General features: G+C 44.3%; 26 protein-coding genes. 15 read left to right on the top strand and 11 right to left on the bottom strand.

What is annotated here, in order from left to right; genetic code table 11:
* Positions 1-14 precede the first annotated feature (14 nt).
* A complete protein-coding gene (locus APB76_RS18865) occupies positions 15-551 on the bottom strand; it encodes a hypothetical protein (protein ID WP_235431284.1) in 537 nt (178 codons plus the stop codon).
* 94 nt (positions 552-645) lie between these two features.
* Here APB76_RS18865 and APB76_RS18860 point away from each other — a divergent pair, with 94 nt between their 5' ends.
* From APB76_RS18860 to secF, 4 genes are all read left to right on the top strand, one after another.
* The gene (locus APB76_RS18860; protein ID WP_082173351.1) at positions 646-1,314 is read left to right on the top strand and encodes an SH3 domain-containing protein; all 669 of its coding nucleotides are present in this window, start codon (positions 646-648) and stop codon (positions 1,312-1,314) included.
* 99 nt (positions 1,315-1,413) lie between these two features.
* Complete coding sequence (locus APB76_RS18855) at positions 1,414-1,896, top strand: hypothetical protein (protein ID WP_049843159.1); 483 nt, start codon at positions 1,414-1,416, stop codon at positions 1,894-1,896.
* Between the two features lie 82 nt (positions 1,897-1,978).
* Positions 1,979-3,826, top strand: a complete 1,848-nt coding sequence (secD, locus tag APB76_RS18850; protein ID WP_054962307.1) for a protein translocase subunit SecD — start codon at positions 1,979-1,981, stop codon at positions 3,824-3,826.
* Positions 3,827-3,828: 2 nt separating this feature from the next.
* Positions 3,829-4,731: a protein translocase subunit SecF gene (gene secF, locus APB76_RS18845; RefSeq protein WP_054962306.1), complete on the top strand. Its 903-nt coding sequence runs from the start codon at positions 3,829-3,831 to the stop codon at positions 4,729-4,731.
* Positions 4,732-4,941: 210 nt separating this feature from the next.
* Here the strand turns inward: secF and yiaY are convergent, their stop codons facing one another.
* The 4 genes from yiaY to APB76_RS18830 all read right to left on the bottom strand — a co-directional run bounded on the left by yiaY (position 4,942) and on the right by APB76_RS18830 (position 8,295).
* Positions 4,942-6,090, bottom strand: coding sequence for an L-threonine dehydrogenase (gene yiaY / locus APB76_RS18840; RefSeq protein WP_054962305.1), 1,149 nt, complete (start codon positions 6,088-6,090; stop codon positions 4,942-4,944).
* 290 nt (positions 6,091-6,380) lie between these two features.
* Positions 6,381-7,031, bottom strand: coding sequence for an isoprenoid biosynthesis glyoxalase ElbB (elbB, locus tag APB76_RS18835; RefSeq protein ID WP_054962304.1), 651 nt, complete (start codon positions 7,029-7,031; stop codon positions 6,381-6,383).
* A gap of 69 nt (positions 7,032-7,100) precedes the next feature.
* Positions 7,101-7,235, bottom strand: a complete 135-nt coding sequence (locus APB76_RS23455; RefSeq protein ID WP_268808134.1) for a hypothetical protein — start codon at positions 7,233-7,235, stop codon at positions 7,101-7,103.
* A gap of 127 nt (positions 7,236-7,362) precedes the next feature.
* A complete protein-coding gene (locus APB76_RS18830) occupies positions 7,363-8,295 on the bottom strand; it encodes a LysR family transcriptional regulator (protein ID WP_054962303.1) in 933 nt (310 codons plus the stop codon).
* Positions 8,296-8,390: 95 nt separating this feature from the next.
* Here APB76_RS18830 and yjjG point away from each other — a divergent pair, with 95 nt between their 5' ends.
* Both yjjG and APB76_RS18820 read left to right on the top strand, forming a co-directional pair.
* Positions 8,391-9,065, top strand: a complete 675-nt coding sequence (yjjG, locus tag APB76_RS18825; RefSeq protein WP_049843153.1) for a pyrimidine 5'-nucleotidase — start codon at positions 8,391-8,393, stop codon at positions 9,063-9,065.
* A 65-nt stretch (positions 9,066-9,130) separates the two neighbouring features.
* Positions 9,131-9,346: a cold shock domain-containing protein gene (locus APB76_RS18820; protein WP_049843152.1), complete on the top strand. Its 216-nt coding sequence runs from the start codon at positions 9,131-9,133 to the stop codon at positions 9,344-9,346.
* 8 nt (positions 9,347-9,354) lie between these two features.
* Here APB76_RS18820 and APB76_RS18815 read toward each other — a convergent pair whose 3' ends face one another.
* Both APB76_RS18815 and APB76_RS18810 read right to left on the bottom strand, forming a co-directional pair.
* A complete protein-coding gene (locus tag APB76_RS18815) occupies positions 9,355-10,041 on the bottom strand; it encodes a helix-turn-helix transcriptional regulator (protein WP_054962302.1) in 687 nt (228 codons plus the stop codon).
* A 72-nt stretch (positions 10,042-10,113) separates the two neighbouring features.
* Positions 10,114-10,434: a hypothetical protein gene (locus tag APB76_RS18810; protein ID WP_054962301.1), complete on the bottom strand. Its 321-nt coding sequence runs from the start codon at positions 10,432-10,434 to the stop codon at positions 10,114-10,116.
* 195 nt (positions 10,435-10,629) lie between these two features.
* On the opposite strand from APB76_RS18810, the gene APB76_RS18805 reads away from it, so the two are divergent.
* The gene (locus APB76_RS18805) at positions 10,630-11,223 is read left to right on the top strand and encodes a DUF1294 domain-containing protein (RefSeq protein ID WP_054962300.1); all 594 of its coding nucleotides are present in this window, start codon (positions 10,630-10,632) and stop codon (positions 11,221-11,223) included.
* Positions 11,224-11,282: 59 nt separating this feature from the next.
* On the opposite strand, the gene phnX is transcribed toward APB76_RS18805, so the two are convergent.
* Genes phnX through phnW form a run of 3 tightly spaced genes read right to left on the bottom strand, consistent with a single transcriptional unit; the run spans position 11,283 to position 14,667 of the window.
* The gene (gene phnX / locus APB76_RS18800) at positions 11,283-12,098 is read right to left on the bottom strand and encodes a phosphonoacetaldehyde hydrolase (RefSeq protein WP_054962299.1); all 816 of its coding nucleotides are present in this window, start codon (positions 12,096-12,098) and stop codon (positions 11,283-11,285) included.
* 60 nt (positions 12,099-12,158) lie between these two features.
* Positions 12,159-13,538, bottom strand: a complete 1,380-nt coding sequence (locus APB76_RS18795; RefSeq protein ID WP_054962298.1) for an aspartate aminotransferase family protein — start codon at positions 13,536-13,538, stop codon at positions 12,159-12,161.
* A 25-nt stretch (positions 13,539-13,563) separates the two neighbouring features.
* On the bottom strand, positions 13,564-14,667 hold the full coding sequence (gene phnW, locus APB76_RS18790; protein WP_054962297.1) for a 2-aminoethylphosphonate--pyruvate transaminase: 1,104 nt from the start codon (positions 14,665-14,667) through the stop codon (positions 13,564-13,566).
* A gap of 283 nt (positions 14,668-14,950) precedes the next feature.
* Here phnW and APB76_RS18785 point away from each other — a divergent pair, with 283 nt between their 5' ends.
* From APB76_RS18785 to APB76_RS18755, 7 genes are all read left to right on the top strand, one after another.
* Positions 14,951-15,961 (top strand): putative 2-aminoethylphosphonate ABC transporter substrate-binding protein, encoded by a 1,011-nt coding sequence (locus tag APB76_RS18785; protein ID WP_157633224.1) that lies wholly within the window; start codon positions 14,951-14,953, stop codon positions 15,959-15,961.
* Between the two features lie 161 nt (positions 15,962-16,122).
* Positions 16,123-16,527, top strand: a complete 405-nt coding sequence (locus APB76_RS18780; RefSeq protein WP_054962295.1) for a GNAT family N-acetyltransferase — start codon at positions 16,123-16,125, stop codon at positions 16,525-16,527.
* Positions 16,528-16,682: 155 nt separating this feature from the next.
* Positions 16,683-17,795, top strand: coding sequence for a putative 2-aminoethylphosphonate ABC transporter ATP-binding protein (locus tag APB76_RS18775; RefSeq protein ID WP_054962294.1), 1,113 nt, complete (start codon positions 16,683-16,685; stop codon positions 17,793-17,795).
* Positions 17,796-17,820: 25 nt separating this feature from the next.
* Positions 17,821-19,533 carry a putative 2-aminoethylphosphonate ABC transporter permease subunit gene (locus APB76_RS18770; protein ID WP_408058724.1) on the top strand — a complete coding sequence of 571 codons (1,713 nt, stop codon included), beginning with the start codon at positions 17,821-17,823 and terminating at the stop codon, positions 19,531-19,533.
* An 8-nt stretch (positions 19,534-19,541) separates the two neighbouring features.
* Positions 19,542-20,246 (top strand): phosphonate utilization transcriptional regulator PhnR, encoded by a 705-nt coding sequence (phnR, locus tag APB76_RS18765; RefSeq protein WP_054962292.1) that lies wholly within the window; start codon positions 19,542-19,544, stop codon positions 20,244-20,246.
* Between the two features lie 79 nt (positions 20,247-20,325).
* Positions 20,326-21,228, top strand: coding sequence for an EamA family transporter (locus tag APB76_RS18760; RefSeq protein WP_054962291.1), 903 nt, complete (start codon positions 20,326-20,328; stop codon positions 21,226-21,228).
* A gap of 369 nt (positions 21,229-21,597) precedes the next feature.
* Positions 21,598-21,954 carry a DUF3316 domain-containing protein gene (locus APB76_RS18755; RefSeq protein ID WP_054962290.1) on the top strand — a complete coding sequence of 119 codons (357 nt, stop codon included), beginning with the start codon at positions 21,598-21,600 and terminating at the stop codon, positions 21,952-21,954.
* A gap of 82 nt (positions 21,955-22,036) precedes the next feature.
* Here the strand turns inward: APB76_RS18755 and APB76_RS18750 are convergent, their stop codons facing one another.
* The gene (locus APB76_RS18750) at positions 22,037-23,512 is read right to left on the bottom strand and encodes a peptide MFS transporter (protein WP_054962289.1); all 1,476 of its coding nucleotides are present in this window, start codon (positions 23,510-23,512) and stop codon (positions 22,037-22,039) included.
* A gap of 277 nt (positions 23,513-23,789) precedes the next feature.
* On the opposite strand from APB76_RS18750, the gene APB76_RS18745 reads away from it, so the two are divergent.
* Positions 23,790-24,914: a M14 family metallopeptidase gene (locus tag APB76_RS18745; protein ID WP_054962288.1), complete on the top strand. Its 1,125-nt coding sequence runs from the start codon at positions 23,790-23,792 to the stop codon at positions 24,912-24,914.
* Positions 24,915-24,965: the final 51 nt, after the last annotated feature.

The raw sequence follows: 24,965 nt of genomic DNA, 5'->3' as shown, positions 1-24,965 counted from the left end.
TTGCGTACATCGCTCTAGTTTTCGGGCCGAGTATCGTGAGGTTTGGCGTTTTCTAAAGCTTCGATTTCTCTCCCATAGCGAGATTTGAGCACATTGAGCTTACTAATCAGGTCTTCAATATCGACATTTAGTGCTTGGTTGAGCTGTGAATACTGCCAACTGTTAATGACGTTCGGCTGGTTTCCGGTATCTTGACAGTGCTGACTAATTGTAATCCAACGCTGCTCCAATGCTCGGGCTTGGTTGCTCAAAGGAATAAGCAGACTCTGTTCTTCTTCAATCCTCTCTATTACAGCCGCGGAGGCCTCAGCCTGAGAGCGCATTTGCTGATGAAAGGCTTGATTACCACTTTGCCAAAGGCTGCTCAACTCTTTTGCAGTGAACTCTTGATACAAAAAAGGTTGGATCTGATGTATTTGCAGGAACTGATTGAATCGATTGGAATGGAAGTTATATAGCTGCTCTAACTCATATTGCAGTTTGAGGGCACGATTCCAAGATTTAGCGTCACAGTGAGCACTATTTACCCCTGAAGGTAAAGTGATCAGCATTGCTGCCGCTATAGTTATATTAATACTGTGCCATTTCATTATCATGGTTGCGAATTTTGTCACCTCATAAGTATAGGAAAAGAATTAAGGCGATATGAAAAAGGTTATAATGATCCTTTTGCTGCTACTTGGAATAGGCTGCGCAGCGGGTGGCTATTACATCTTCTATTACAAACCTCAGCAAGACGCATTGGCGATGAAAGGGGCAGAGGAAGAAGAACCAATAACGCCGATTCCTTTAGTCGAAGAAGAGGAAGAAGTTGAGCCACTGCCGTCTATCACAGACTATTACGTTAGCCCACCTAAACTGGGGGTTCGAGAAGCACCAGACTATTCTGCGTTTGTTGAAAATGTGGTCTATCGTGGCGACAAGCTTCATATCCTTGAAAAACGCGATGGCTGGGGAAGAATCTCTCCTTACTATGTGTACGAAGAGGGGGGGCCTGAAGTTGCAGAATGGGTACCGATGGAAGCACTTTTAGAGGTAGCCCCTACCATTACTAAGCAAGAGCGTGTTGAAACCGTTACTACTTATATTGAAAATTCAGATGACTTTAAGCTGCATTTTGAGATATTCATTAAAACAACGGATAGCTTACTGAAAGAAGGGACCTGTACGCCAGAGGACTTTGAGGAAACGCAGGGCTGGATACGCTCAGTGACGTTTGAGGATATTGATGCGTACTTTGTTTATTGCGGTGGTTTAAAGCAAGCCAATAAGATCTATTTGGATGTGCAAACGGGTAAGATTTTCTATCGCTAATGCTTATCAAATTTGGAATGTTAGCTTTTAGATTATTTTAGTTGTGTGAGTTAGAGGTTAGATCTACTATCTCGTTGCTGATTATTATTTGGTTCATCAATGCTTCAACGAATTGTTTCTTATATATGGCTTTGTATTCTTGCGATGGCCTTGCCAACGCAGGCTTTTGCCTATTTACAGCAAGCTGAAAATGAAGCATCTGCACGCCTAAACTATCGTGCAAGCACCTTACTTCCACATTCAAAAAGTGACGAACAAGCTTTATTTGATAAAGTGAAGCAAGAGCGTCAATCCGAGCCTGCCACCAAAGCTGACTTTTCCCAAAACTGGCTTGCTATTGTTAATGCTAACCGTGGCATAAATGTTACTCGTTATTTGGATGATGGAGATTCAGCCTCTGAGTTCAATCTACTTGATTTCGACCCCGTCGCAATTGCGTTGTTTAGGCTCTATAAGTTACCAAAAGTAGAAGCCAACTTTGGTTTAACAAATCGCTATTGCTCTCCTTATCGAATTTCCGGTTGGAAAGACTCGAATACCCTTTATGTTGCGCTTAATGGGCAATACCTAACCATTTCCTAACTTATTCTATCGAAGTGCTTTCGCCTTCATTGTTTATTCCTAGGCACAGATCCGTCTGTTCCCAGTTAAGTTAAGAAATTTTATGAAAAAAATTCCTGTAAAACAGGCGAAGTCTACTCGTCTGATGAACCACTATTCAGCGTGGAAATACGTGGTTCTTATTGCCACTGTGGTTATGTTAACCCTGAGTGCAATCCCAACCTGGTATGGTGAAAAACCTTCGATACAGGTGACAACGTCACTAGATGTCCAAAGCAGTATTCTTAATAACGTCACTGAACTGAACCAATATCTTGACCAACGCGACATTCAAGTAGCCGAAATCGAGCAAGTAGGTAGTAAAACGACACTTGTATTTGAAAATGAAACTGAACAAACTCAGGCACGTCAGGAGCTAGATAAACTGCTCGGTAAAGAAGACACCATTACCTTTTCGTATGTGTCCGTTGCGCCGAAATGGCTAGGTGAGATGGGTTTTAGTCCAATCAAGCTTGGTTTGGATTTACGTGGTGGCGTGCAGTTTTTGCTAAATGTCGATATTGACAAAGCATTTGAAGACCAGCGTAACAGCTTAGTAGATGAAGTAAGAGACTTCTTGCGTCAAGAGCGACTACGTGGAATCCAAATTTCCTCTGTAGGTTCTGAAGCTTTTGATATTAAAAGTGACACGGATACTGCGCTAACTAAGGTCAACACCTTCCTAAAACAGAACTACCCAAACTGGGATGTGAAGCGTCACTCTGACTACCTAGCAGTTAAGCCAACGCCAGTGAGCAAATCTGAATTCCAGTCGGTCACCATCAAGCAAAACTTGAAGATCATGCGCGATCGAATTGAAGAGCTAGGTATTACAGAAGCTCTAGTTCAGCGTCAAGGTGAACACAGTATCCGTATTGAGCTACCGGGCGTACAAGATCCATCATTGGCTAAAAACGTGATTGGTGCCACTGCGACTCTCGCTTTTCATGAGTCACGTACGCCGTCAGAAGGTAAAGCCTATGGTGATGTGGTACTAAAGAATAACGATGGCCATGATGTTACGTTAGCTAAACACCCTGTTTTGACAGGTGAGCACATTATCAATGCTCGTGCAGGTGTCGATAAAATGGGTTTTTCTGAAGTGAACATTTCGCTTGACCACGCAGGTGGCAAGATGATGAGTGACTTTTCCGCCGGACATATCGGTAAACCAATGGCGACGGTGTACCGTGAGTATACAACCAATGCGAAAGGTGAGACTGAGCGTAGTGAGCGCATCATTAGTGTTGCGACGATTCAATCTCAGCTAGGCAGCCAATTCCGAATCACAGGAGCAGGCTCAGTGGAAGATGCGCAGAACCTTGCGCTACTGCTTCGTGCGGGCTCATTGACAGCTCCGGTTACTATCGTAGAAGAGCGCACAATTGGTGCCTCATTGGGTGCTGAGAATATTCAAAATGGTTTTGCTGCACTGGCACTTGGCCTGGCGATGACTCTGACTTTCATGGCACTTTGGTATCGCCGACTAGGTTGGGTGGCAAACGTCGCACTTATGGTCAATATGGTGAGCTTGCTAGGTTTAATAGCGCTACTTCCTGGTGCAGTACTGACTTTACCAGGCATCGCTGGCCTTGTTTTGACCGTTGGTATGGCCGTCGATACCAATGTGCTTATTTTTGAACGTATCAAGGATAAGCTGGCTGAAGGGCGCTCGTTTGCCCAGTCAATTGATCTTGGCTTCGATAGTGCACTCAGTACCATCCTCGATGCCAATATCACCACCATGATCACTGCAGTCGTACTTTACTCAATTGGTAATGGTCCGATTCAAGGCTTTGCCTTAACGCTAGGTCTAGGTCTATTAACCAGCATGTTTAGTGGTGTGTTTGCGTCACGTGCAATCATCAATTTAATTTGGGGACGCGATGCGCGTCGCGATGTGAGGGTGTAACCATGGTTGAATTTTTTAAACAGCATATTCGTCGAATTCGCTACATTACTAACTTTGTCTCTTTCGCGTTGATGATAATCTCGTTAGTTGCGCTTGGATTGAATGGCCTGAATATGGGCTTAGACTTTACTGGCGGTATGGTGACTGAAGTTAAAGTAGACAACAATGTTACTCATCAACAACTCGTTGATGTGCTGCAGCCAGAACTTGGGCAGTTCACCAATGTGACTCATTCAGATCAGGATGGTCGCTGGGTGATTCGTTATCCGATTCCTGAGCAGGGAGAACAATCTGCGGATCTTGCTAAAACGCTGTCGCCAATCTCTCACCAAGTGGATGTGATCAGCAATAGCATGGTGGGTTCTCAAGTAGGTCAAGACTTGGTAGACCAAGGCGGCTTAGCATTGATGATCTCTATGATGTGTATCTTAGGTTACCTCTGTTTCCGCTTTGAATGGCGATTGGCAAGTGGCTCTTTGTTGGCTTTAATTCACGATGTGGTATTGGTGTTAGGTTTTTTTGCTGCGACACAGATGGAGTTTAACTTAACTGTATTTGCCGCGATCTTGGCGATTTTGGGCTACTCACTGAATGACTCGATTATCATTGCAGACCGAATTCGTGAGTTGCTTGTTGCGAAACAGTCGCAGCCAACAGAAGAGATCAATGATCAAGCCGTAATAGCTACATTTTCGCGTACTATGGTGACATCGGGTACCACGCTAATGACGGTATCAGCATTGTGGATTCTCGGGGGCAGTGCGCTGCAAGGCTTTGCAATTGCGATGTTCATAGGGATTTTGTCTGGTACTTGGTCGTCAATATCGATGGGAACCGTGTTACCAGAATGGCTGAAACTAGAGCCTAAACATTATCTACCCGTGGAGATAGATACTGCGCCCTAATAGCAGAACTTAAAATGAAGGCCCCAAGATGATTTTTTTGGGGCTTTTTTGCTTTCTAAGCCCCGTAATTAACGCCCTTTACATTGTAAATTCTCTAATTAGGTAACGCACTTCAGGCCTGAAATTGAGTATACGATCTTGACCAATGTCCAAAAAAGGCTGTAAAAAAACCTCCCGAAGGAGGTTTTGACTGTAAGAAAAACAAGCGATTTACATCGCTGCTTCAAAAATGGCAGAGATCTCTTCATGAGTGGCTTGTTTCGGGTTAGTGAAACCACAGGCATCTTTTAGTGCGTTGTCTGCAAGCGTAGGGATATCTTCAGATTTTGCCCCTAGCTCTTGAATACCTGCTGGAATACCTACGTCTTTTGCCAGTGCAACAATCGCGTCAATTGCCGCTTCAGCGCCTTGCTCGTCTGTCATACCCTCAACTTCAACACCCATTGCTTTGGCAACATCACGTAGGCGTTGAGGACAAACTTGTGCGTTGTAGCGTTGAACGTGCGGAAGAAGAATGGCATTACACACGCCGTGAGGTAGGTCGTAGAAGCCACCTAGTTGGTGTGCCATCGCGTGTACATAACCCAAAGAGGCATTGTTGAAAGCCATACCAGCCATGAATTGGGCGTAAGCCATTTGCTCACGAGCTTCGATATCGTCGCCATTTTCTACGGCTTTGCGAAGGTGTGCTTGAATAAGTTCAATCGCTTTGATTGCTACCGCGTCAGTGATTGGCGTAGCAGCGATAGAGACATACGCTTCTACCGCGTGCGTCAAGGCGTCCATACCAGTTGCGGCGGTTAGTGAAGCCGGTTTAGCAAGCATCAGTTCAGGATCGTTTACCGAAATTAGCGGAGTTGTGTGCTTATCGACAATCGCCATCTTAATATGACGCGCTTCATCAGTAATGATGCAGAAGCGCGTCATTTCAGAGGCGGTACCCGCAGTGGTGTTGATTGCAATCAGTGGCAGCATTGGTTTCGCTGACTGGTCTACACCTTCATAGTCGCCAATTTTACCGCCGTTTGCAGCCACCAGCGCAATGCCTTTTGCACAATCATGAGGTGACCCACCACCTAGAGAGATAACAAAATCACATTCGTTGTCTGCGAGCAAAGCTAAGCCGTCATTGACGTTGCCAATTGTAGGGTTCGGCTGGGTGCCATCAAAGACTACAGTCTCAACATCACGTTCGGATAGCAAATTCTGAACCTGTTTAACCATACCAATTTGGCTAAGAATTTTGTCTGTAACGATAAGGCCTTTTTTAAAGCCTTGAGATTGGATGCTATCGGTAGCGTCTTTTAGGCAGCCAGCACCCATAAAGTTAACTGTAGGGATGAAAAATGCACTTGTCATTGGATTGCTCCATATTCTTATAGATTTAAAAAGTGCAATTAGATTCGCATAACTATCCCGTCGAAAATTTTGATCTCAGACAAGTAATTAACCCAAAAGTAGTATGATCGGCCGTGAAGTGTGAAGTTAGTCTTGTTACCTGTTTTTTACATGTAAAGTTGTTAAATATTAGTGAGTTATAGCAATCGTTTAATCAACACATATGGGGATTAACTAAGGTTCATATCTCCGATTAAAAACAAAAAAAAACCACTCACATAATGTGGGTGGGGGCTAAGAATGACTGAAATTTATGCGAGTTTGATTAATTGCATAACTAGTTTTTCGATACCACTTGCTGCCTGTGAAATGCTTTCAGCCAGCATGTAAGCAGGAGTCGATAACACCTTGTGTTGTTCATCAACGACAATCTCATCCACTGTGCATTCAACATGTACACCGCCCAATGCGTTGAAAGCCGCGGCTGTGGCTTCATCATTGCCGATAGTACCTATCACACCGTGATCGTAGATCATAGGAATAATAACCGGTGCAATACATATGTAACCCGCAGGTTTTTTCGCTTGCGCAAACGCCCGACATGCCGATGCGACATGAGTGTTAATACTGCATTCCGCACCATTTACCGCGAAATCAGTAAGATTTTTAGCTGCGCCAAACCCACCAGGGACCAAAAGTGCGTCAAACTCTTCAACATTAAGCTTAGCGACGTCTTCAATCTTACCACGCGCAATGCGTGCAGCTTCGACAAGAACGTTGCGAGTCTCATCCATTTCTTCTCCCGTTTTATGGTTAACGGTATGAAGCTGTTCGATATTGGGGGCAAAGCAGTGCCATGTTGCGCCTTGCTTTTCAACTTCATGTAGCGCGAGTACGGATTCGTGAATTTCTGCGCCATCAAATACTCCCGAGCCACTGAGAAGAACTGCAATCTTTTTCATTTCATTTTCCCTTATAAATATGCGCTATTAGGGTAGTAAAAAATCTTTTGAGACGATCTGATGGACATCTCATTCTTCTAGTTCGAGTTCAGGGTTTGATTCAGATTCTTGTTCCAGCTTTGAGCTATCTTCTCGATCTTCTTCAGAATAGTTTTTAACCACAAACGGAATAAGCATGACACTTGATGGGAAGAATCGTTTCATTGGCAATGTCTCCTAGAGAAGCAGTGATAAGACCATTCTGAACGGATGATAGGCGCTATAACTTGTCTCAAGTCATAAACTGGCTGAGAAACTATTCCAGTATAAAATTATGAGCTTAGTGTCACACTCACTTTTTGTGAGAATGTAAGATCAGACCGCTATCCCAATAGGGGGCTTCAGTGCCTAGTTTCTGATTGATAAAGTCAATGAATACTCTTACTTTATGCGGCATATTTTTGCGCTCGGGGAACACCGCATAGACTGCATGGCTAGGTAGAGCATAGTCTGTAAGAACCACCTGTAAGTTGCCAGCAGCAATATCTTTGCCTGCGATGAATGTAGGCAAGTTAGCGATACCGCTTCCTCCGAGGACGGCTCTGCGTATCGCTTCACTGTTGTTGACAATCAAGCGACCTTTGGGAATGACTTTAAACTCGTTGCCTGAAGAGCTAAGAGACCATTCGCTCCCCCCGCGGTAGTAGCTGTATTGTAGGCAGCTATGGTTAGATAGATCCTTGGGTTTCAATGGCACCCCATTGTCAGCTAAATAGGCTGGTGAGGCACACAAGACACTTTTGCATGGAGCAAGACGTTTTGCGACAAGGTTTGATAGAGGTAAGTGACCAATTCTGATCCCCACATCAACGCTTTCTTCAACCAGATCCACCATGCGATCCTCAAGGTTTAGGTCGACCTCCATATCAGGGTAGAGAGCCAGAAATTCAGAGATAAGTGGCGCGATATGTAAAACACCAAAAGACATTGGAGCAGTGACTTTGAGAGTTCCCCTTGGGTTACCTTGCAGTTCAGTGACGGCGTCAATACCTTGCTGGGCGAGGTCAAGCGCTCGAACAACATAATCATAATATCGCTGTCCTGCTTCGGTTAGACTGAGTTTTCTTGTGGTACGATTGATGAGCCGAATACCTAGTTCATCTTCAAGTTGCGTGATGCGTTTGCTTACCGCAGATTTCGTGATGCTGAGTTTACTGGCTGCTGCAGAAAAACTGCCACGTTCTACGACAGACACGAAGATAGGGATGGCAGAGAATGCTTGCATGGTTGAGCTCCAGTAAACAATAAGTTTCTAATAGGCAGTATTATCATCTAAAAGAAAACAATTTACACTAGCAGCAAGATTTTGAGGAGATAATAATGAAATACGATTGGATCTTGTTTGATGCTGACGAAACCCTGTTTCACTTCGATGCCTTTAAAGGGATGCAGCTAATGTTCTCTCGTAAAGGAATAAACTTCACTCAAGGCGATTTTGATTACTATCAAAAGGTCAACAAGCCGTTGTGGGTGGACTATCAAAATGGAGCGATAACTGCGCAAGAGTTGAAACACACGCGATTTCAAGAGTGGGCAGACAAGCTTGAAACGACCACATCTGAGCTAAACTCTGCGTTTTTGGAGGCGATGGCTGATATATGCACGGTATTGCCCGGTGCGAAAGAATTGATGGAAGCCCTACATGGTAAAACGAAGATGGGCATCATCACCAATGGCTTTACAGACCTTCAGGCGATCAGACTTGAGAAAACGGGGATGAGCCAATACTTTGAACACGTGATTATCTCAGAAGAAGTTGGAGTGGCAAAGCCAGATAAGGCAATTTTTAGTCATGCGTTAGAAAAAATGGGCATGCCTTGCAAGAGTAGGGTTTTGATGGTGGGTGATAATCAGCACTCTGATATTCTGGGTGGGATCAACTTTGGTATTGAAACTTGTTGGCTGAATAGTAGTGATGTTGAAAGTGATGATTCAATTTCACCATGTTACACAGTAAGTTCGTTGCATGAGTTGAAAGATATATTAGTTGCTTAATGAGTGATCCCATTGCGCGAATTTCCAGTACTTAGTATTAAAGTTTGTGTTGAAGGGGCTTAAAGATGTCGGTATTGGGAAAAATCGTTGATCTAGATGAAAGTCATGGCTACGGCTTTATTAAACAAGAAAATGAAGATGGGAAAGTATTTTTCCATGTCAGAGATATAGCGGAATCAACAATTGATCCCCATGTAAATGAGTTGGTGGAGTTCGATGTTGAGTGTGATCTGAGCGGCTGTCGGCTCGCTCTCAATATATTGCCAACCCTGACAAAGTAGAACTAGGTTTAAGCATCTGGTGCATGCTGTTTAATATAGTGTTCGAGGCATTTTTCCGTTGATGTCTCGAATACCTCATCAAGAATATTGAGTTTCTCAATTCTATCAATGCGAAAATGCCGATAGTCATCTCTTAGCTCACACCACGCAACCAATGTCCATATTTTCCCCCAAAAGATCTGTCCTAGCGGTTGTAACTTGCGTACAGTTTTATCACCTTTTTGATCGCAATAATCAATTTCGATTTTCAATTTGGCGTCAGTTGCATGGCGAAGCATTTTACCGCGGGTGGCGTTTCTTGTTGAAGCATGGATTTCAGGTACTAAGATAGGAAAGCGTTCAATTTGCTGCTTAAGTTTATCGGGTAGCACCGAGAGGATCTTTGATGATGCAGATTTAGAAGCGGCCGCGAGTTCATCGTCAGACCAAGCGCGAACCATGCGCATTCCAAGCTCTAGCGCTACCATCTCTTTATCAGTAAACATAAGAGGGGGCAGGTGAGAATCAGCTTGAAGCATGTATCCAACACCGGCTTCTCCTTGAATGGGAACCCCAGAGTTAAGTAGAGACTGAATGTCACGATAGATGGTCCTTTCACTGACTTCCATCTGCTCGGCAAGGTGAGCGGCTGTTACCGCATAACGCTTGGCTCGAAGTAAGGTTAAAAGTTCAAATAGTCGTTCTGATTTACTCACATTTCCTCTCAACAATAGAGTTTTTTTGATTAGGTAGAGGCCAACTAGGACACCCTACCTATCGATGCGAGACTATTGGTATTTTTCCGCAAGGTCACTCATCATGATTGTTTGATGTTGCATGATGACCGACTCCGGGTCAATTAATGCCATTAATGGTTGGCAGTCTTCACATGACATAAATTGTTTGCCAGCTGCTTGTGCATTTTCCATTGAATTCCAATAGACAACATCTGTCCAAGTGTTCGAATCTTTGTCAAAGCTTAGTGAGCGATATTCAAACCCTTCTAGGGATGAAACAAACTTTTGGCTTTGTTCGCTAGCTGATACGAGTTGTTCTGACGTTGCGGATTCTAATAGCTTGAAGCGAACGATTTCGATGACACTTTTCATAATCATATTCCTTATTTTGTGTTTTAGATTCGGAATAAGAATAGGCAAAGCTTGTGTCAGAACTTGTCAGTAGTGTTTCATGTCAAAAAAAATACAGAAAATTGCAAGAATATGCACATGGTGGATTATGTGTGCTATAGCTTATTTAACAATATGAAAATCTAATTAACGTTGTTGCTAGGGCGAGGGACTTTCATGTCAATTCAAGGAACGATTGCTTGTTGGGATCAGAATAAGGGGTATGGCTATATTTCGGTTGAGAATCAAGATACTCAGATTCGATTTCATATTAGCGATTTAGCCAATGCATCTCAGATACCCAGCGTAAGTGAACCCGTAATATTTAGGCTTGGTGCAGATAGCAATGGAATGATGCGCGCCATTGAAATTAAAAGACCAGTCGTATTTAACTTTTCATTGGCTATTGCTATTTGGTTTTGTAGCGCTTTGGTTGGTAGTGTTGTGCTGCTCGATTTTCCAGTTGTCGCTTGTTTGTTCTACTTTGCTGTGAGTACTGTTACCTACACCGTTTATGCGTTTGACAAACATGCCAAAATGACGCGTAGTTGGCGCATTCCTGAGGTGAGTTTTCACGCGCTCAATCTGTTGGGTGGCTGGATTGGTGCTTTATTTGCTCAGTCGTTTATGCACCACAAGTATCATGATATTGGCTTTAAGTTCTTGTTTTGGACAACACTCGTGATCAACATCCTACTTTACTGCTGGATGATTACCGACGAAGGCGCGATGATACTGCAACAGGTGATTTATCAGCTTCGGTTGTATTAACGCAGACATACAGCAAAGGGCTCTCGTGAGCCCTTTGCTTTGTTTAGTCGCCTAATTAATTACGGCCGTTCGCCGGCTTCTAGGCGGTGTTCGATATCAGCGATGACTTTTGGAAAATCAGCAATTGTGTCGATTAGATAATGTGGTGAGCTTTGAATAAGCTTGGTGCGCGCCTTTTCACGAGCGGCACTTAGCGTTACTTCATCGGCTGCTTGGTACTCTTCAAACGTCAATCCAGCTTCGTTACCAGAAAGCAACAGACCAACAGTCCACATACCGGCGTTGTGGCCCTCATCGATGCCCGGTGCGGCATCATCGACTTTGATACAGGCATTAACATCGGTTACATTCAGCTCAATCACGTTCTTCAATGCCATAAATGGTGCAGGTCGACCACCTTGAGGAAGATCATCTGTTGCCACTACGTAATCGGGCTTGTAGCCGTAATCAGCCGCAACAGGAACCAGTACGTCCATCACCTCACGAGGGTAACCAGAACAAGAGCCAATCTTAATGCCTTTATCTTTGAGGTCGTTTACCACTTCAATTGCATTCAGGATTGGTTCTGCGTGGTCTGCCACTTTTGCTTTTTGCAGAGGCATAAACGCCGCGTAGATTGCGTCAATGTCTTCGCTAGTCATCGAGCGACCAAACTTCTCATTCCAGCGTTTATCTACCGCAGGAATTCGGCCCACTGCCTGGATGTGGTCCCACTTACCAAGGCCCATTGGTTCACGCGCTTCTTCAAGGTCGATATCGAAATCAAAGCCTTGTTTGAATGCTTCAACAAAGATGCTGGTTGGCGCAAATGAGCCGAAGTCGACGATAGTGCCTGCCCAGTCAAAGATGACTGCCTGAATTGGTGAGTTGTTCATATTTAATCCTTTTGTTTTGCTACAGCGCGTATTTACGCTCCGGATATAATGGGTTTCGTATTACGAGTAGTTAAAGTCTTTGCACACTTTGGCGATGGCTTCTTCGAAGATGGCTAAGGCTTCTGTCAATTGTTCGCGAGTGATGATCAGCGGTGGGCTAAGCTGGATCACATTGCCTTGTGACACCTTAAAGCTCATACCGTGGTTGAGGCATTGGTAGAGTACAGTTTCGGCTTCGTCATAGGCGCGTTGCTTGCTCTCATGGTCGGTGACCAGTTCAATACCCCACAGCATGCCGATGCCGCGCACATCGCCAATTACTGGGTATTTGGCTTTCATTTGTAGCAGCTTGTCACGCATGAACTGGCTGTCGGCTTTGGCTTTGTCTAGCAAGCTGTCTTGCTCTATCGCTTCCATGGTTGCCAGTGCCGCCGCGCAGCCGATTGGGCTTTTCTCATGGGTATAATGGCCCATAGAGATTTGCTCAGCAGTGTTGTATTTATCTTTGGTTATCATAGCGGCGATAGGCACTAAGCCTCCGCCTAAACCTTTACCAATGCACAGAATGTCTGGCTCAATATCGTAAGCTTGATAGGTAAACCATTCGCCGCTGCGACCCATTCCGTTGGGAATGTCGTCGATAATCAGAATGACATTGTGTTTATCACAGATTTCACGGATGCGTTTCCAGTAGGCTTTACTTGGCACTTGTACATCAGTGTTGCGAACTGCTTCGGCGATAAATGCCCCGACACCGCCTTCTTTCTCAATCACGTACTCAAGGTAGTCGGCGTAATGCACGTCACTGCCGTCTGGTGATGGAAGGGCGCCTCGGTAAGATACTGCTGGTGGTATACGTTCTACGCCGGCCATTAGTGGTCCCATACCTTGACGAAAGCAGGCTTCACCACCGACAGAGATTGCATCCAGTGACGCACCATGGAAAGAATCCCATAAAGAGACAACCTTGTAGTTGCCTGTGATATGGCGTGCCAGTTTTAGCGCCATACCAACAGCGGATGTGCCACCCGGTGCAAACAGGACACGATTTAACTCACCACCACAGATTTGCGTTAGCTTCTCAGCACATTCAATTGCAGTTTGGTTAGTAAAACGGCGTGGTGAAAACGGCAACTTAGCAATTTGCTCTTGCACACGCTCAATCACATGTGGATGTCCGTAACCCAACTGGTGAACATTATTGCCATGGAAGTCCATGTACTTTTGGCCTGTCGAATCTTGGATGTAGATGCCTTCTGCTACCTCTAATGTATCGAGACAAGGCGTCGACATTGCCTGATGAAGAAACACATCAGAATCTCGCTTCAGTAAGGCTTGTGTGCGCTTGTCATTCATAGACGCGTTCCATGCTTGGCGCGCTGCTGTGGTGTTGACGTCCCCTTCGCTACGGAAATGGGTCGGTTGTACATTTTCAGTCATAACACTATCTCTTCCTGAAGGCTATTTAAGTAACTTGCCAGTACATGGCTTTTTTAATCGCACCGATTAGGCGCTCAATATCCGCAGGGTACACTTCGCCAATGTTGCCGATACGGAAGCAATCTGCGTTCGATACCTTACCCGGATAAATCACAAAACCTTGTTCCTTCAAACGGGTGTAGAACTCTTTGAACTGGTAGTCACTGTGTGTTGGAGAGTAGAAAGAGGTGATGATTGGTGAATGAAGCTCATCATTCAGTAGTGGTTCAAAACCCAGAGAGCGCATACCCGCAACCAGTGTTTTCTGGTTAGTCTGGTAACGGTTGTGACGCGCTTCGACACCGCCTTCTTGCTCAAGCTCTAACAAAGCTTGGTAGAAAGCGCGAACCGTGTGCGTTGGAGACGTGAAACGCCATTTACCGTGGTTCGCTTCCATACAATGCCATTGGTCGTAAAGATCAAGGCTTAAAGAGCGTGCCTGACCTTGGCATTTTTCTAGCTCAGTTTGTTTTGCGATTACAAAGCCAAAACCCGGTACGCCTTGAATACATTTGTTTGCAGAGCTGATCATAAAGTCGATGTTGAGCTTTGCAATATCGATAGGAATCCCACCAAAGCTCGACATTGCATCGAGAATCACCACTTTGTCGTGCGCTTTTGCCATCGACGCAAAAGCTTCAATTGGGTTAAGCATGCCTGTCGTGGTTTCGCAGTGAACAATCGCAACATGGGTGATGGTAGGATCCGATGCCAATGCAGTTTCCACCTCATTCAAGTGTGGCTGTGATGTTTCGCCAGGGGAAACTACATGGCATGGAATATTTAGATACTCAGCAATTTGAGCGATACGTGCGCCGTATGCGCCGTTGTCAACAACCAACAATTTGCCGTCTTTGCTAATCGCGCTGCCAATCGTCGCTTCTACAGATGCAGTGCCACTGCCTTGCATCAGTACGCTAGTGTAGCCATCTTGCTCTGTTGCGAGTTTTACTAGCTTAGTGCGAATAACTTCTACTATGTCTTTGTTGTAGTCATCATCCCATGTACACCAATCTTTAAGCATGGCTTCACGAACGGTTTCAGATGTCGATAAAGGACCCGGAGTCAGCAGTAGGTATTCGTTTTTCATCTCGATTTCCATTTTAACTATAAGTGGTCTACACCAGAGTTTAGATTTACTTTAGCAAGAGGAAAAAACAACAGTAAAGGTCAGAAAATCGAATTTAATAAAACTTTCATATGAAAAATTCGTCGGCAAAATTCCGCGCAGTTTTTCGTCAATTATTTAAAAAAGTGCCATTTTTTGTTCATTTAATCGTAATAAAGCGCTTTTAGGGTGTATTACGTCAACTGGTACAGACCAATGCTAATTCGGCAAGGTTTAACAAACGTAATAGTCTTAATTGGAGAAGATGATGAAAAACCGTTTGATGAAAGGATCGCTAGCTGCACTTGTTTCTCTGCTGGCAACAAACGCAATGGCAGCACAGGAAGTGACGGTTTACACGGCTTTCGAAACTGACATTCTGGCAAAGTACAAAAATGCTTTCGAAAAAGAAAACCCTGATATCAAAATCAAATGGGTTCGTGACTCAACAGGCATCATGACTGCTAAGCTACTTGCAGAAAAAAACAACCCGCGTGCAGAGGTTGTTTGGGGCCTGGCTGGTTCTTCAATGGCGTTACTAAAAGAAGAAGGTCTTCTACAGCCATACACGCCTAAAGGCCTGGATCAACTGAATGCCAGTTTGAATGACCCGCAATCAAACCAAGCTTGGTTTGGTAACGACGCATTCTTTAACGCGGTATGTTTTAACGAAGCGGTTGCTAAGCAGCTGAACCTGCCAAAGCCGACGTCTTGGCAAGATCTGACTAAACCTGTATACAAAGGTCATATCGCAATGCCTAACCCAGCTTCTTCAGGGACTGGCTATATGCAAGTTTCAGCTTGGCTGCAGAATATGGGCGAAGACAAAGCGTGGAACTACATGCGCGATCTAGATAAGAACATTGCACACTACACGCATTCCGGTTCTAAGCCATGTGTACAAGCAGGCATGGGTGAAGTTGCGATTGGTATTTCAATGGCAAGTCGTGGCGCTAAGCTAAAAACACAAGGCGCTCCTTTAGCGGTGATTACACCTAAAGGCATCGGTTGGGAATCAGAAGCGGTCGGCTTAGTGAAAGAGTCTGACGCAGCTATGCGTCTTGTTGATTGGTCTATTTCGAAAGCAGCAAATGAGCTTTATATAGAGATGTACCCAGTGGTTGGTCACAAAGATGTGAAAGCAACGGTGTCTAACTTCCCGAATGTTGAAGCGAATATGGCTAGGATGGACTTTGCTCAGATGGGCAGCAAGCGTGCGGATATCCTAGCGGCTTGGTCGGCGAAATTTGACGCTAAATCAGAGCCGAAATCGTAAGCTGATTGGTCATTGAGATAACAAAGGAGAGCAGGGTTGCTCTCCTTTTTGCTTTTCAGCAAAGTTAAGTGCGAATTAGGATAACAGGATAACAGGATAACAGGATAACAGGATAACAGGATAACGGGATAACGGGATAACTGGAGGGCAAGGAGAGCATCATGAGAGTAGAAAGAGTTACAGCAGAACAAACACTCGCGTTGAGGCATGCGGTGTTATGGCCGACAAAGAGCTTAGAGTTTTGTCGCGTGGCAGAAGATGAATTTGGCTTTCACTACGGAGGCTTTATCGGAGATCAGTTAGCCGGTGTCGCATCGGTCTTTGTTGAGCAAGATGAAGCTCGACTACGCAAATTTGCTGTTTTGCCTGAGTATCAAGGGCAGGGTATAGGCTCAATGATGTTGGAAACCATGCTAAGTGAAGTTCGAGATTTTCAAGTGACATTTTTTTGGTGTGATGCACGTGAATCAGCACTGGGTATCTATCGCAAATTCGGTATGAGTAAACAAGGTGAGCGCTTTTACAAAGGGGAAATTCCGTACTTTAAGATGTCTATTGAGCTGTGAGGTTTAGGGCGTAAATTGACCTAGCTAATTGTTCGGTCACAGACAATACGCTAACCGAGTGAATTCATTTTATTGTCATCTTTGCTCTATAAATTTGTCATGCCACTGAAATAAACCAGATTTAAGGTTGGTATATACCATTTGGAGAGTGTGTTATGTCAACTAACCAACCTTACTTACAAATTGAAAATGTAGTGAAGCAATTTGGCCAGTTCACTGCGTTAAAGCAAATTTCACTGGCGATAGAGAAGGGCGAGTTTGTCTGCTTTCTTGGCCCGTCTGGCTGCGGAAAAACGACCTTACTGCGAGCTATCGCTGGACTTGACCTACCGACTTCAGGTGGCATTTATCAAGACGGACAAGAGACGACCTTTCTCCCTCCGGAAAAACGCGACTTTGGTATTGTTTTTCAATCGTACGCGCTATTTCCAAACCTAACCGTGCAAGAGAATATTGCCATCGGATTAAAGAACCAAGGGATGACCAATCAAGAAGCTTTAGAAAAGGTTGAATATTGGCTTGATATGATTGGTTTACCGACTTCTGGTGAGAAATACCCTAACCAATTGTCTGGTGGACAGCAGCAGCGTGTTGCCCTTGCGAGAGCGTTAGCCTTGTCTCCAGGGTTATTGCTTCTGGATGAACCTCTCTCTGCACTTGATGCCAAAGTTCGTGTTCACTTAAGAGATGAGATTTGCAAGCTTCAGCGCAAACTGGGTATTACCACAATCATGGTGACTCATGACCAAGATGAAGCGCTATCTATGGCCGACAGAATCGTTGTGATGAATCATGGCGTCATTGAGCAAGTGGGCACGCCACAAGAGATCTATCAACACCCTGCTACTCGTTTTGTTGCTGAGTTTGTTGGCAGTATGAATTTTATTTCTGCCTCAGCAGCGACAGATACTCAACTTCGTATCGCAGAGTCGCTGATTCCTGCTCCCGTTATTGAAAACAAACAGGTGGTGAGAGGGGATTGTTTTGATCTTGCTATACGTCCAGAAAGTATTCGTTTTGCCGAGCAATTTAATAATGCGCTACCAGTGAAGATCCGAGACAGAGAGTTCCTCGGAGCATTTTACCGCTTTGAATGTGAACTTCAGCATGATAAACAAGCCGCGCCGATCTTCATCGATGTCGCTGGCGAAGTGGTCACCGAGCAAAAGCTGCGTATTGGCGATATTCGATACATTCAGTTCTCAAAACAGGGAATACGTGCATACCCAACGTTAAGCCCCAATGGCACTAAAGCAATTGCGGCTTAAGGTATCACTAATGGAAAGCAGAACTATGTACAACTCTGGGGTTAACTCTCGCTCATTTCGCCCTTCATCTCTTTTACACAGGGTCAGTAAAGATAACCTAGTGCTATTTGGCTTATTGGTATTTCTATTTTCAGCGCTCACGATTTTTATTGTGATGCCTCTATGGGCGATGCTGACAAAAAGTGTTCAGAACAACAGTGGCGAGTTTGTTGGGCTGGAGAACTTTGCTACCTATTTTGCCAATGACAGCCTTTGGTACTCTGTTGGCAACACATTTACATTAGGGCTTCTGGTGACTGCCGTAGTAGGTGTGCTCGCTTTTGGTTATGCCTACGCACTGACGAGATCGTGCATGCCAATGAAAGGCGTGTTCCACATGTTAGGGACGGCTCCTATTTTGGCACCTTCGTTGCTTCCTGCGATCAGTCTTATCTTTTTGTTTGGTAATCAAGGTATCGCTAAAGAGATGCTCGGTGGTCATTCAGTCTACGGCTTGGTGGGCATCTCACTAGGCCTTATTTTTTGGACTTTCCCTCATGCCCTGATGATACTCACCACCTCATTGAGAACCTCGGACGCGAGATTGTATGAAGCGGCGCGAGCGCTAAAAACGTCACCGTTTAAGACTTTCTTTGTTGTCACTCTTCCTGCTGCTAAGTATGGCTTGATCAGTACCTTGATTGTCGTGTTCACTTTGGTTGTGTGCGATTTTGGTGTACCTAAAGTGATCGGCGGGAATTACAACGTTCTGGCGACAGATATCTTCAAACAGGTTGTGGGGCAGCAAAACTTCTCTATGGGTGCGGTGACCAGTATATTACTGCTAATGCCTGCTTTGCTCGCATTCATCGCTGACCGCTGGGTACAAAAGAAACAAAAAAGCCTATTTGATACTCGTTCTGTACCTTACCAACCAGAGCCTAATAAAGTCAGGGATGGGATCTGTTTTGCCTATTGTTTGGTGATTTCTGCAGCGGTGATTGTCGTACTTGGGATGGCAGTATATGGCTCATTGGTGACCTTCTGGCCTTGGAATAAGGCTTTGACTCTAAACAACTATAATTTTGCTGAAATGAGTACCTATGGGTGGTCTCCATACTTTAACTCGCTCACACTCGCAACATGGACTGCAATTATTGGTACAGCAATTATTTTTGTTGGAGCGTACTGTATTGAGAAAGGGCGGGCGTTTGCGCCTGTTCGACAAGCTATGCAAATGCTCAGTGTTGTTCCTATGGCAGTGCCGGGGATGGTACTGGGGTTGGGGTATATCTTCTATTTTAATGATGCCAACAACCCACTCAGTGTATTATACGGCGGCATGGCGTTTCTTGTTATTAACACCGTGGTTCACTATTACACTGTCGGACATATGACAGCGGTTACAGCATTGAAGCAAATCCCAGCAGAAGTTGAAGCAACAGCGGCCTCGGTAAAGCTTCCGCAATACAAGTTATTCTTTAAAGTCACGCTGCCAGTATGCGTCCCCGCGACACTAGATATCGCTACCTACTTGTTTATTAATGCATTAACCACCACTTCTGCGGTAGTATTTATCTACTCTACGGAAACTATCCCTGCCTCAGTGTCGGTATTGAATATGGATGATGCAGGGCAAACTGGTGCGGCTGCGGCGATGGCAGTGATGATCATGATGTCTGCTGCTGTTGCTAAAATAGCGCATATGACGCTAGGTAAGTGGCTAGAAAATAAAACGCAAGCATGGCGTAAAAGGTAAGGACAAGGGTGCAGTACGTAAAAATTAAAGATTCAATTGTTGAGCAAATTGAATCAGGCATGTTATCGCCAAGGCAGAAATTGCCAGCAGAAAGGAAGCTTGCAGAGTCGTTTGATACCACACGAGTCACGCTCAGAGAGGCGTTATCCTTGCTTGAAGCAGAAGGACGTATCTACCGAGAAGACCGACGTGGCTGGTTTATCTCTCCGCAGCCACTTAGATATGATCCGACGCAAACGCTCAACTTTATTAACATGGCACAGTCGCAAGACCGGATACCAAAAACGGAATTAATTGCAGCGAAAGGCATACTTGCAAATAAACAAGCGGCCAGTTTGCTTGCCTTACAGCCATTCTCGGATGTATATCGAGTCGATAGGGTACGGTATTTAGAAGATCGCCCAGTGGTGTATGTAACGAACTATATTCGTCCTGAGCTGTTTCCAAATTTACTTGATTTCGATTTGTCTAAGTCTCTGACCGATATTTACCGAGAACATTACGGTATTGTGTATGAAAAAATCCGTTACCGCATTAGTACCAGTACTTTACTTGGTAACACTGCTCAAGCGCTTCGCGCTACCTCAGGGACACCTGCCATGGTGGTTGAGCGGATTAACTACAATCAAAATGGCGAGTTAATTGATTGTGATATCGAGTATTGGAGACACGATGCAATCAGCATCGAGTCAGTGGCGCAGCTTCAACGTTAAATTGAAACCTCTATTTAGGCTTCTGTTCGGTGACCAGAAGCCCTTTATATTCCAGCATCTCTAAAAATAAGGAATGACTATGTCAGTATGGGCGATATGTTTGGTTGTCGTATCGGCATTTCTGCATGCAGGATGGAACCTTCTAAGCAAAAGCAATAAATCGTCAGGAACGGCATTTTTCTTGTCCAGTAGTGCAGCCGCTTCGTTAGTACTAGCCCCTTATGTCATTTGGTATTTAGGCCAGGTTGGCGTCACTAATATTCCTTCGACATTTTGGTGGATGTTGCTCATCAGTGGGGTGGCTCAGTTTGTTTATCTCATTGGCTTGGGCCATGCCTATAAACATGGTGATATTGGAGTAATATATCCTATTGCACGCGCGTTGCCAGTACTGATGGTGGGAGCAGGAACGGCGATTCTCGGCTACCAATTGACGACGCTAGTCTGGGGGGGATTCATATTAATTACCATCGGTTGCCTACTTGTACCGCTTACTTCATTGAGACAATTGAGTGTTTCTGATTATATGAATACTGGTGTTTTATGGGCGCTGATCGCAGCAATCGGAACAACAGGTTACTCGATCTTAGATAAAGAAGCGCTACATATTGTTGATGTCGAGTTGTCAGCGATTATCTCGAATCTACAGTCAGCCATCTTTTATCTAGGAATTCAATTTTGGACAATATTTTTGGTGATCACCATCTACGTAATAGGAACACGGCAGTGGAATGAGTTCTCGCAAGCTTGGAGCATTAAGAAAACATCCACAGTGGCGGGAATTATGATGTCGACCACTTATGGCTTGGTGCTGTACGCCATGACAATGACGGAGAATGTCAGTTATGTTGTGGCGCTTCGACAGTTAAGTATCGTGTTTGGCATGATTTTCGGTGTTGTTTTGCTTGGTGAACGTTTGGCGTTAACTCGAAGTGTAGGTACAGGGTTAATCTTCGTAGGGCTTGTCCTCACGGTTGTATAACGTAAAAAGAAGACAAAATTATCGGAAAGTTCATAAAATTTATATGATATTTTCTTTCAGTATTATAACAAATAACTCTAAAGTATGAAGTGGTTTCTCTTTCTTCGTTTGTGAATCGAACTAACAACATATTGAAGGGATTCGACTTTAATTTCCGGCATAAAACAAGCCAATATTCCCTTACATTTAATGTGATGATTATTGCATTACCTATTTCAAATTATTCGAATAAGAAGTGCAACTATTTCTAATTCAAACTGGTCTTCTGTTACGTACTATAAATGTACTCGGGCAATGGAATAACGCCTGATTATTAAAAATATTTAAGTAAGTTTAAGGTAAGTAAGATAGGTAGCTAAGGAGTCAGTTATGATTAAAGTAGTGAGTTTAGTAAGCTTAATGTTGTTTAGTTCAGTCGCAATGGCAGGTTTGGGTGGCGCTTACAATACAGTGGTTCAAAGTGAAACTATGAATGGTAACCCTATGGCATCAAAAGAAGCCGCTCTTGCTGCTGGTAAAACAATGATTATGGAAATCAACGATAAATCTCCATATGAATTGAGCCGCGCGGTCTCATACCCAAGCAACGACCTTGTCGATGTTAATTCATTTGAACTTCGGGGTTCACACGTAACAGTAAATGAAATTGTAACCAGTGAAGGTGAAATTGCTTTCCAACCTGTTATTAATGTCAGCTACGAGTTCAGAGCTCGTGATCGAGATTAATTATAGAAATACCGTTTTGCTAGCAAATAATAAAAAACCCAAGCTTGTTGCTTGGGTTTTATTTGTTAAACGTGTTTAGAAATTAGCTTTCCGCTTCAACCATTTCCGGTTGTTCCTCTGCACGAGCCGCCTCAAGCATCTTACGAATAACCAGTGAAGAAACCAGAGCAATCGCCACCATTACAACCGCTAGCACAGTCAGTAGTTGGAAGTAGTCGCCATAAACGGTTTGAACGATTTCTTGCGTGATTTCTTGGCCTTTCTCAAGTGCGATAGAGGTAGAAAACACTGCGCCAACAATGCCACTTAATGCGATAGCTACTGAGAAAAGTGACACCGAGAAACCTTCGATATGCTTGGGCGCGACCGAAAGAATAAAGGCGACCACTAAGCTGCCAACAATTACTTCAGCAAAAGCTTGGAAGAAGTGAATGGCTAAGAAAACTTCAGGGCGAATCACGACGTCTTCACCGATACTCATAACAGCCATGGTTAAGATACCAAAGGCAATCGCAGTAAAGATAAACGCAAACCCGATTTTAGTTGCTGTTGAAAAGTTAATGCCTTTCTTCTCAAGGGAAGAAAAAGTCATCGCAATAACAGGACCAGCAACAATACACCATAGAGGGTTCATCGCCATTGAAGCTTCAGGAGCAATTGGGATCAGGTTAAACAGATCCCCGCGCATGGTGTTGATGGTGACCATCGTCATTGATGTCATCATTTGACCGTAGTAAACGAAGAAGCAGGTTGTCAGTACCGTCATAATGAGAATAGTGCCCATCTTAAGTGCATCTGACTTACTGGATTTAAACATCAGAGAGATGAAGTACAAGATCGCTGCAGCGCCGATGGCGTAAACGATATTCTGACCAATATCCATGTTAGAGAACATGAAGAACACTAGGCCAATCATTACGGCAGAGACGGTTAAGAAAGCTGCCCAGTTTTTCGCGCTCACTGGTTTTTGGTCAATTTCTGCCCCTGCACCAACTAGCTGCTTGTTGAAAATAACAAGTACCGCAAATGCGAACGCGGCCATGACTGCCGATAGGGTGAAGCTGCCGTGGAAGCCAATCACCAATACAAACATTGGGAAAAGGTATTGGCCTAATAAAGCGCCGACGTTGTTGACGGAGTAGTTGACGGGGTAGCCGTTCTCGAATTCCTCTTCTGAAGCAAAGGTACGTTTGTAAAGACTTGGGTAAGAAGGGGACATCAATCCACGAGCATAACTAGCAAGTGCGATACCTGCCAAGCTCATTGGAATGTTGGTTGTTGAAGCGCCTAGAACCAGTAGTGTATAGCCAGTTGCAAATGCACCATAAGCAATAGTTAAAGAACGGTACGCCCCAAGAAACTTGTCGACAATAAAGCCACCGGCAATCGCAAAAAGTGGGCCAATGGATGAGAATGCGCCGACAACCATCATGGTATCTGCTTCACTGTACCCTAGATCTTCTAAGAAGAAACGGGTCAAAATTACCATCACACCATAGAATGATAGGCCAAACATTGCTTGGCAGAACATCATTGATTTATTGAGTTTATTCCACATAATAGTCTCTTTTTGTTGATATAACACAGAGTTAATATCTGATTATCTTATCATTTGCGCTATGTTATAAATTGAAACAATTATCGCAGAATTACTATTCTATGCACGATATTTTCTCAAGTTCGCATAATTTTTTATAATGAGTTTGATCCAAAACGTTTGCGTGGGATATTTTTCGGCAATACCTGTACGAGAAAGCATGGTAAAGAGACTTATTATCGACTGAGAACTGTGCTAGCCTCCTACTTTGCTCTTTAAATAGTTAAGGAATGTAAGCATGAAGATTTTTAGTAACTTCGATAGTGGCAGCATAGAAGTCGTGAGTATCGAGAATAAAGATCAGATTCAACTCAAGGTTCCCAACGACAATCAGTCAGAGTTCTATCAGTGGTTCCACTTTCGACTAGAAACGCAAGCTGAGCAGTCACATACTATTCAATTGCTCGATCTAAAAAATTCAGCTTACCCGGAAGGGTGGAGTGGCTACGATATCGTAGCTTCATACGACCGTGAAGAATGGTTCCGTATTCCGGCACAATTTGATGGTGATACGCTGACCTTTCAGGTTATTCCAGAACGTGGTTCTATCTATTTTGCTTACTTTGCCCCTTATACTTACGACCGCCATCTAGACCTGCTTCATATGGCGCAGAGTGCTCATCATTGTCGGCTTGAAACACTAGGTGGTACGTTAGATGGTAATGATATGAGTCTACTGACGTTTGGTGAATTTGAAGAAGGGAAAAAGAAAATCTGGCTGATTGCCCGCCAACACCCGGGTGAGACTATGGCGGAATGGTTTATAGAAGGCTTAATTCAACGTCTGCTCGATGATGATGACACCACAGTGCGTGCTTTGTTAGAGAAGGCTGTACTTTATGTCGTACCTAACATGAATCCAGATGGTTCGATTCGTGGCCACCTACGCTGTAATGCAATTGGTGTTAACCTCAACCGTGAATGGCAAACACCGTCTATGGCGCGTAGCCCAGAAGTCTATTTGGTACGAGAGCGAATGCTGGAAACGGGTGCTGATATGTTCCTAGATATCCACGGTGATGAAGCGATCCCATTTAACTTTGTTGCGGGCTCTGAAGGCATTCCTTCTTATGACGAGCGTTTAGCGAATTTAGAGGCGGCGTTTAAGCAAGCGTTGCTTACGGTTACCCCAGAGTTTCAAGATGAGCAGGGTTATGACAAAGATGAGCCAGGTAAGGCAAACCTAACAGTAGGCTCAAACTGGGTTGGTGAGCAATTTAAGTGTTTGTCTTATACGGTAGAGATGCCATTTAAAGACAACAATGAGTACCCAGACCCTTTATACGGCTGGTCACCTGAGCGCAGTGTTAAGTTCGGGCACGATATGCTGACGGCAACTCTCGCAGTGGTCGATAAGATTTAATCGTCTTACACTCATCGTTGATCTAAGGCGCGGACAATTCCGCGCCTTTCC

The organism is Vibrio bivalvicida (genome assembly GCF_001399455.2).
GTDB lineage: Bacteria > Pseudomonadota > Gammaproteobacteria > Enterobacterales > Vibrionaceae > Vibrio > Vibrio bivalvicida.
This window is presented reverse-complemented; position numbering and strand designations above follow the sequence as displayed.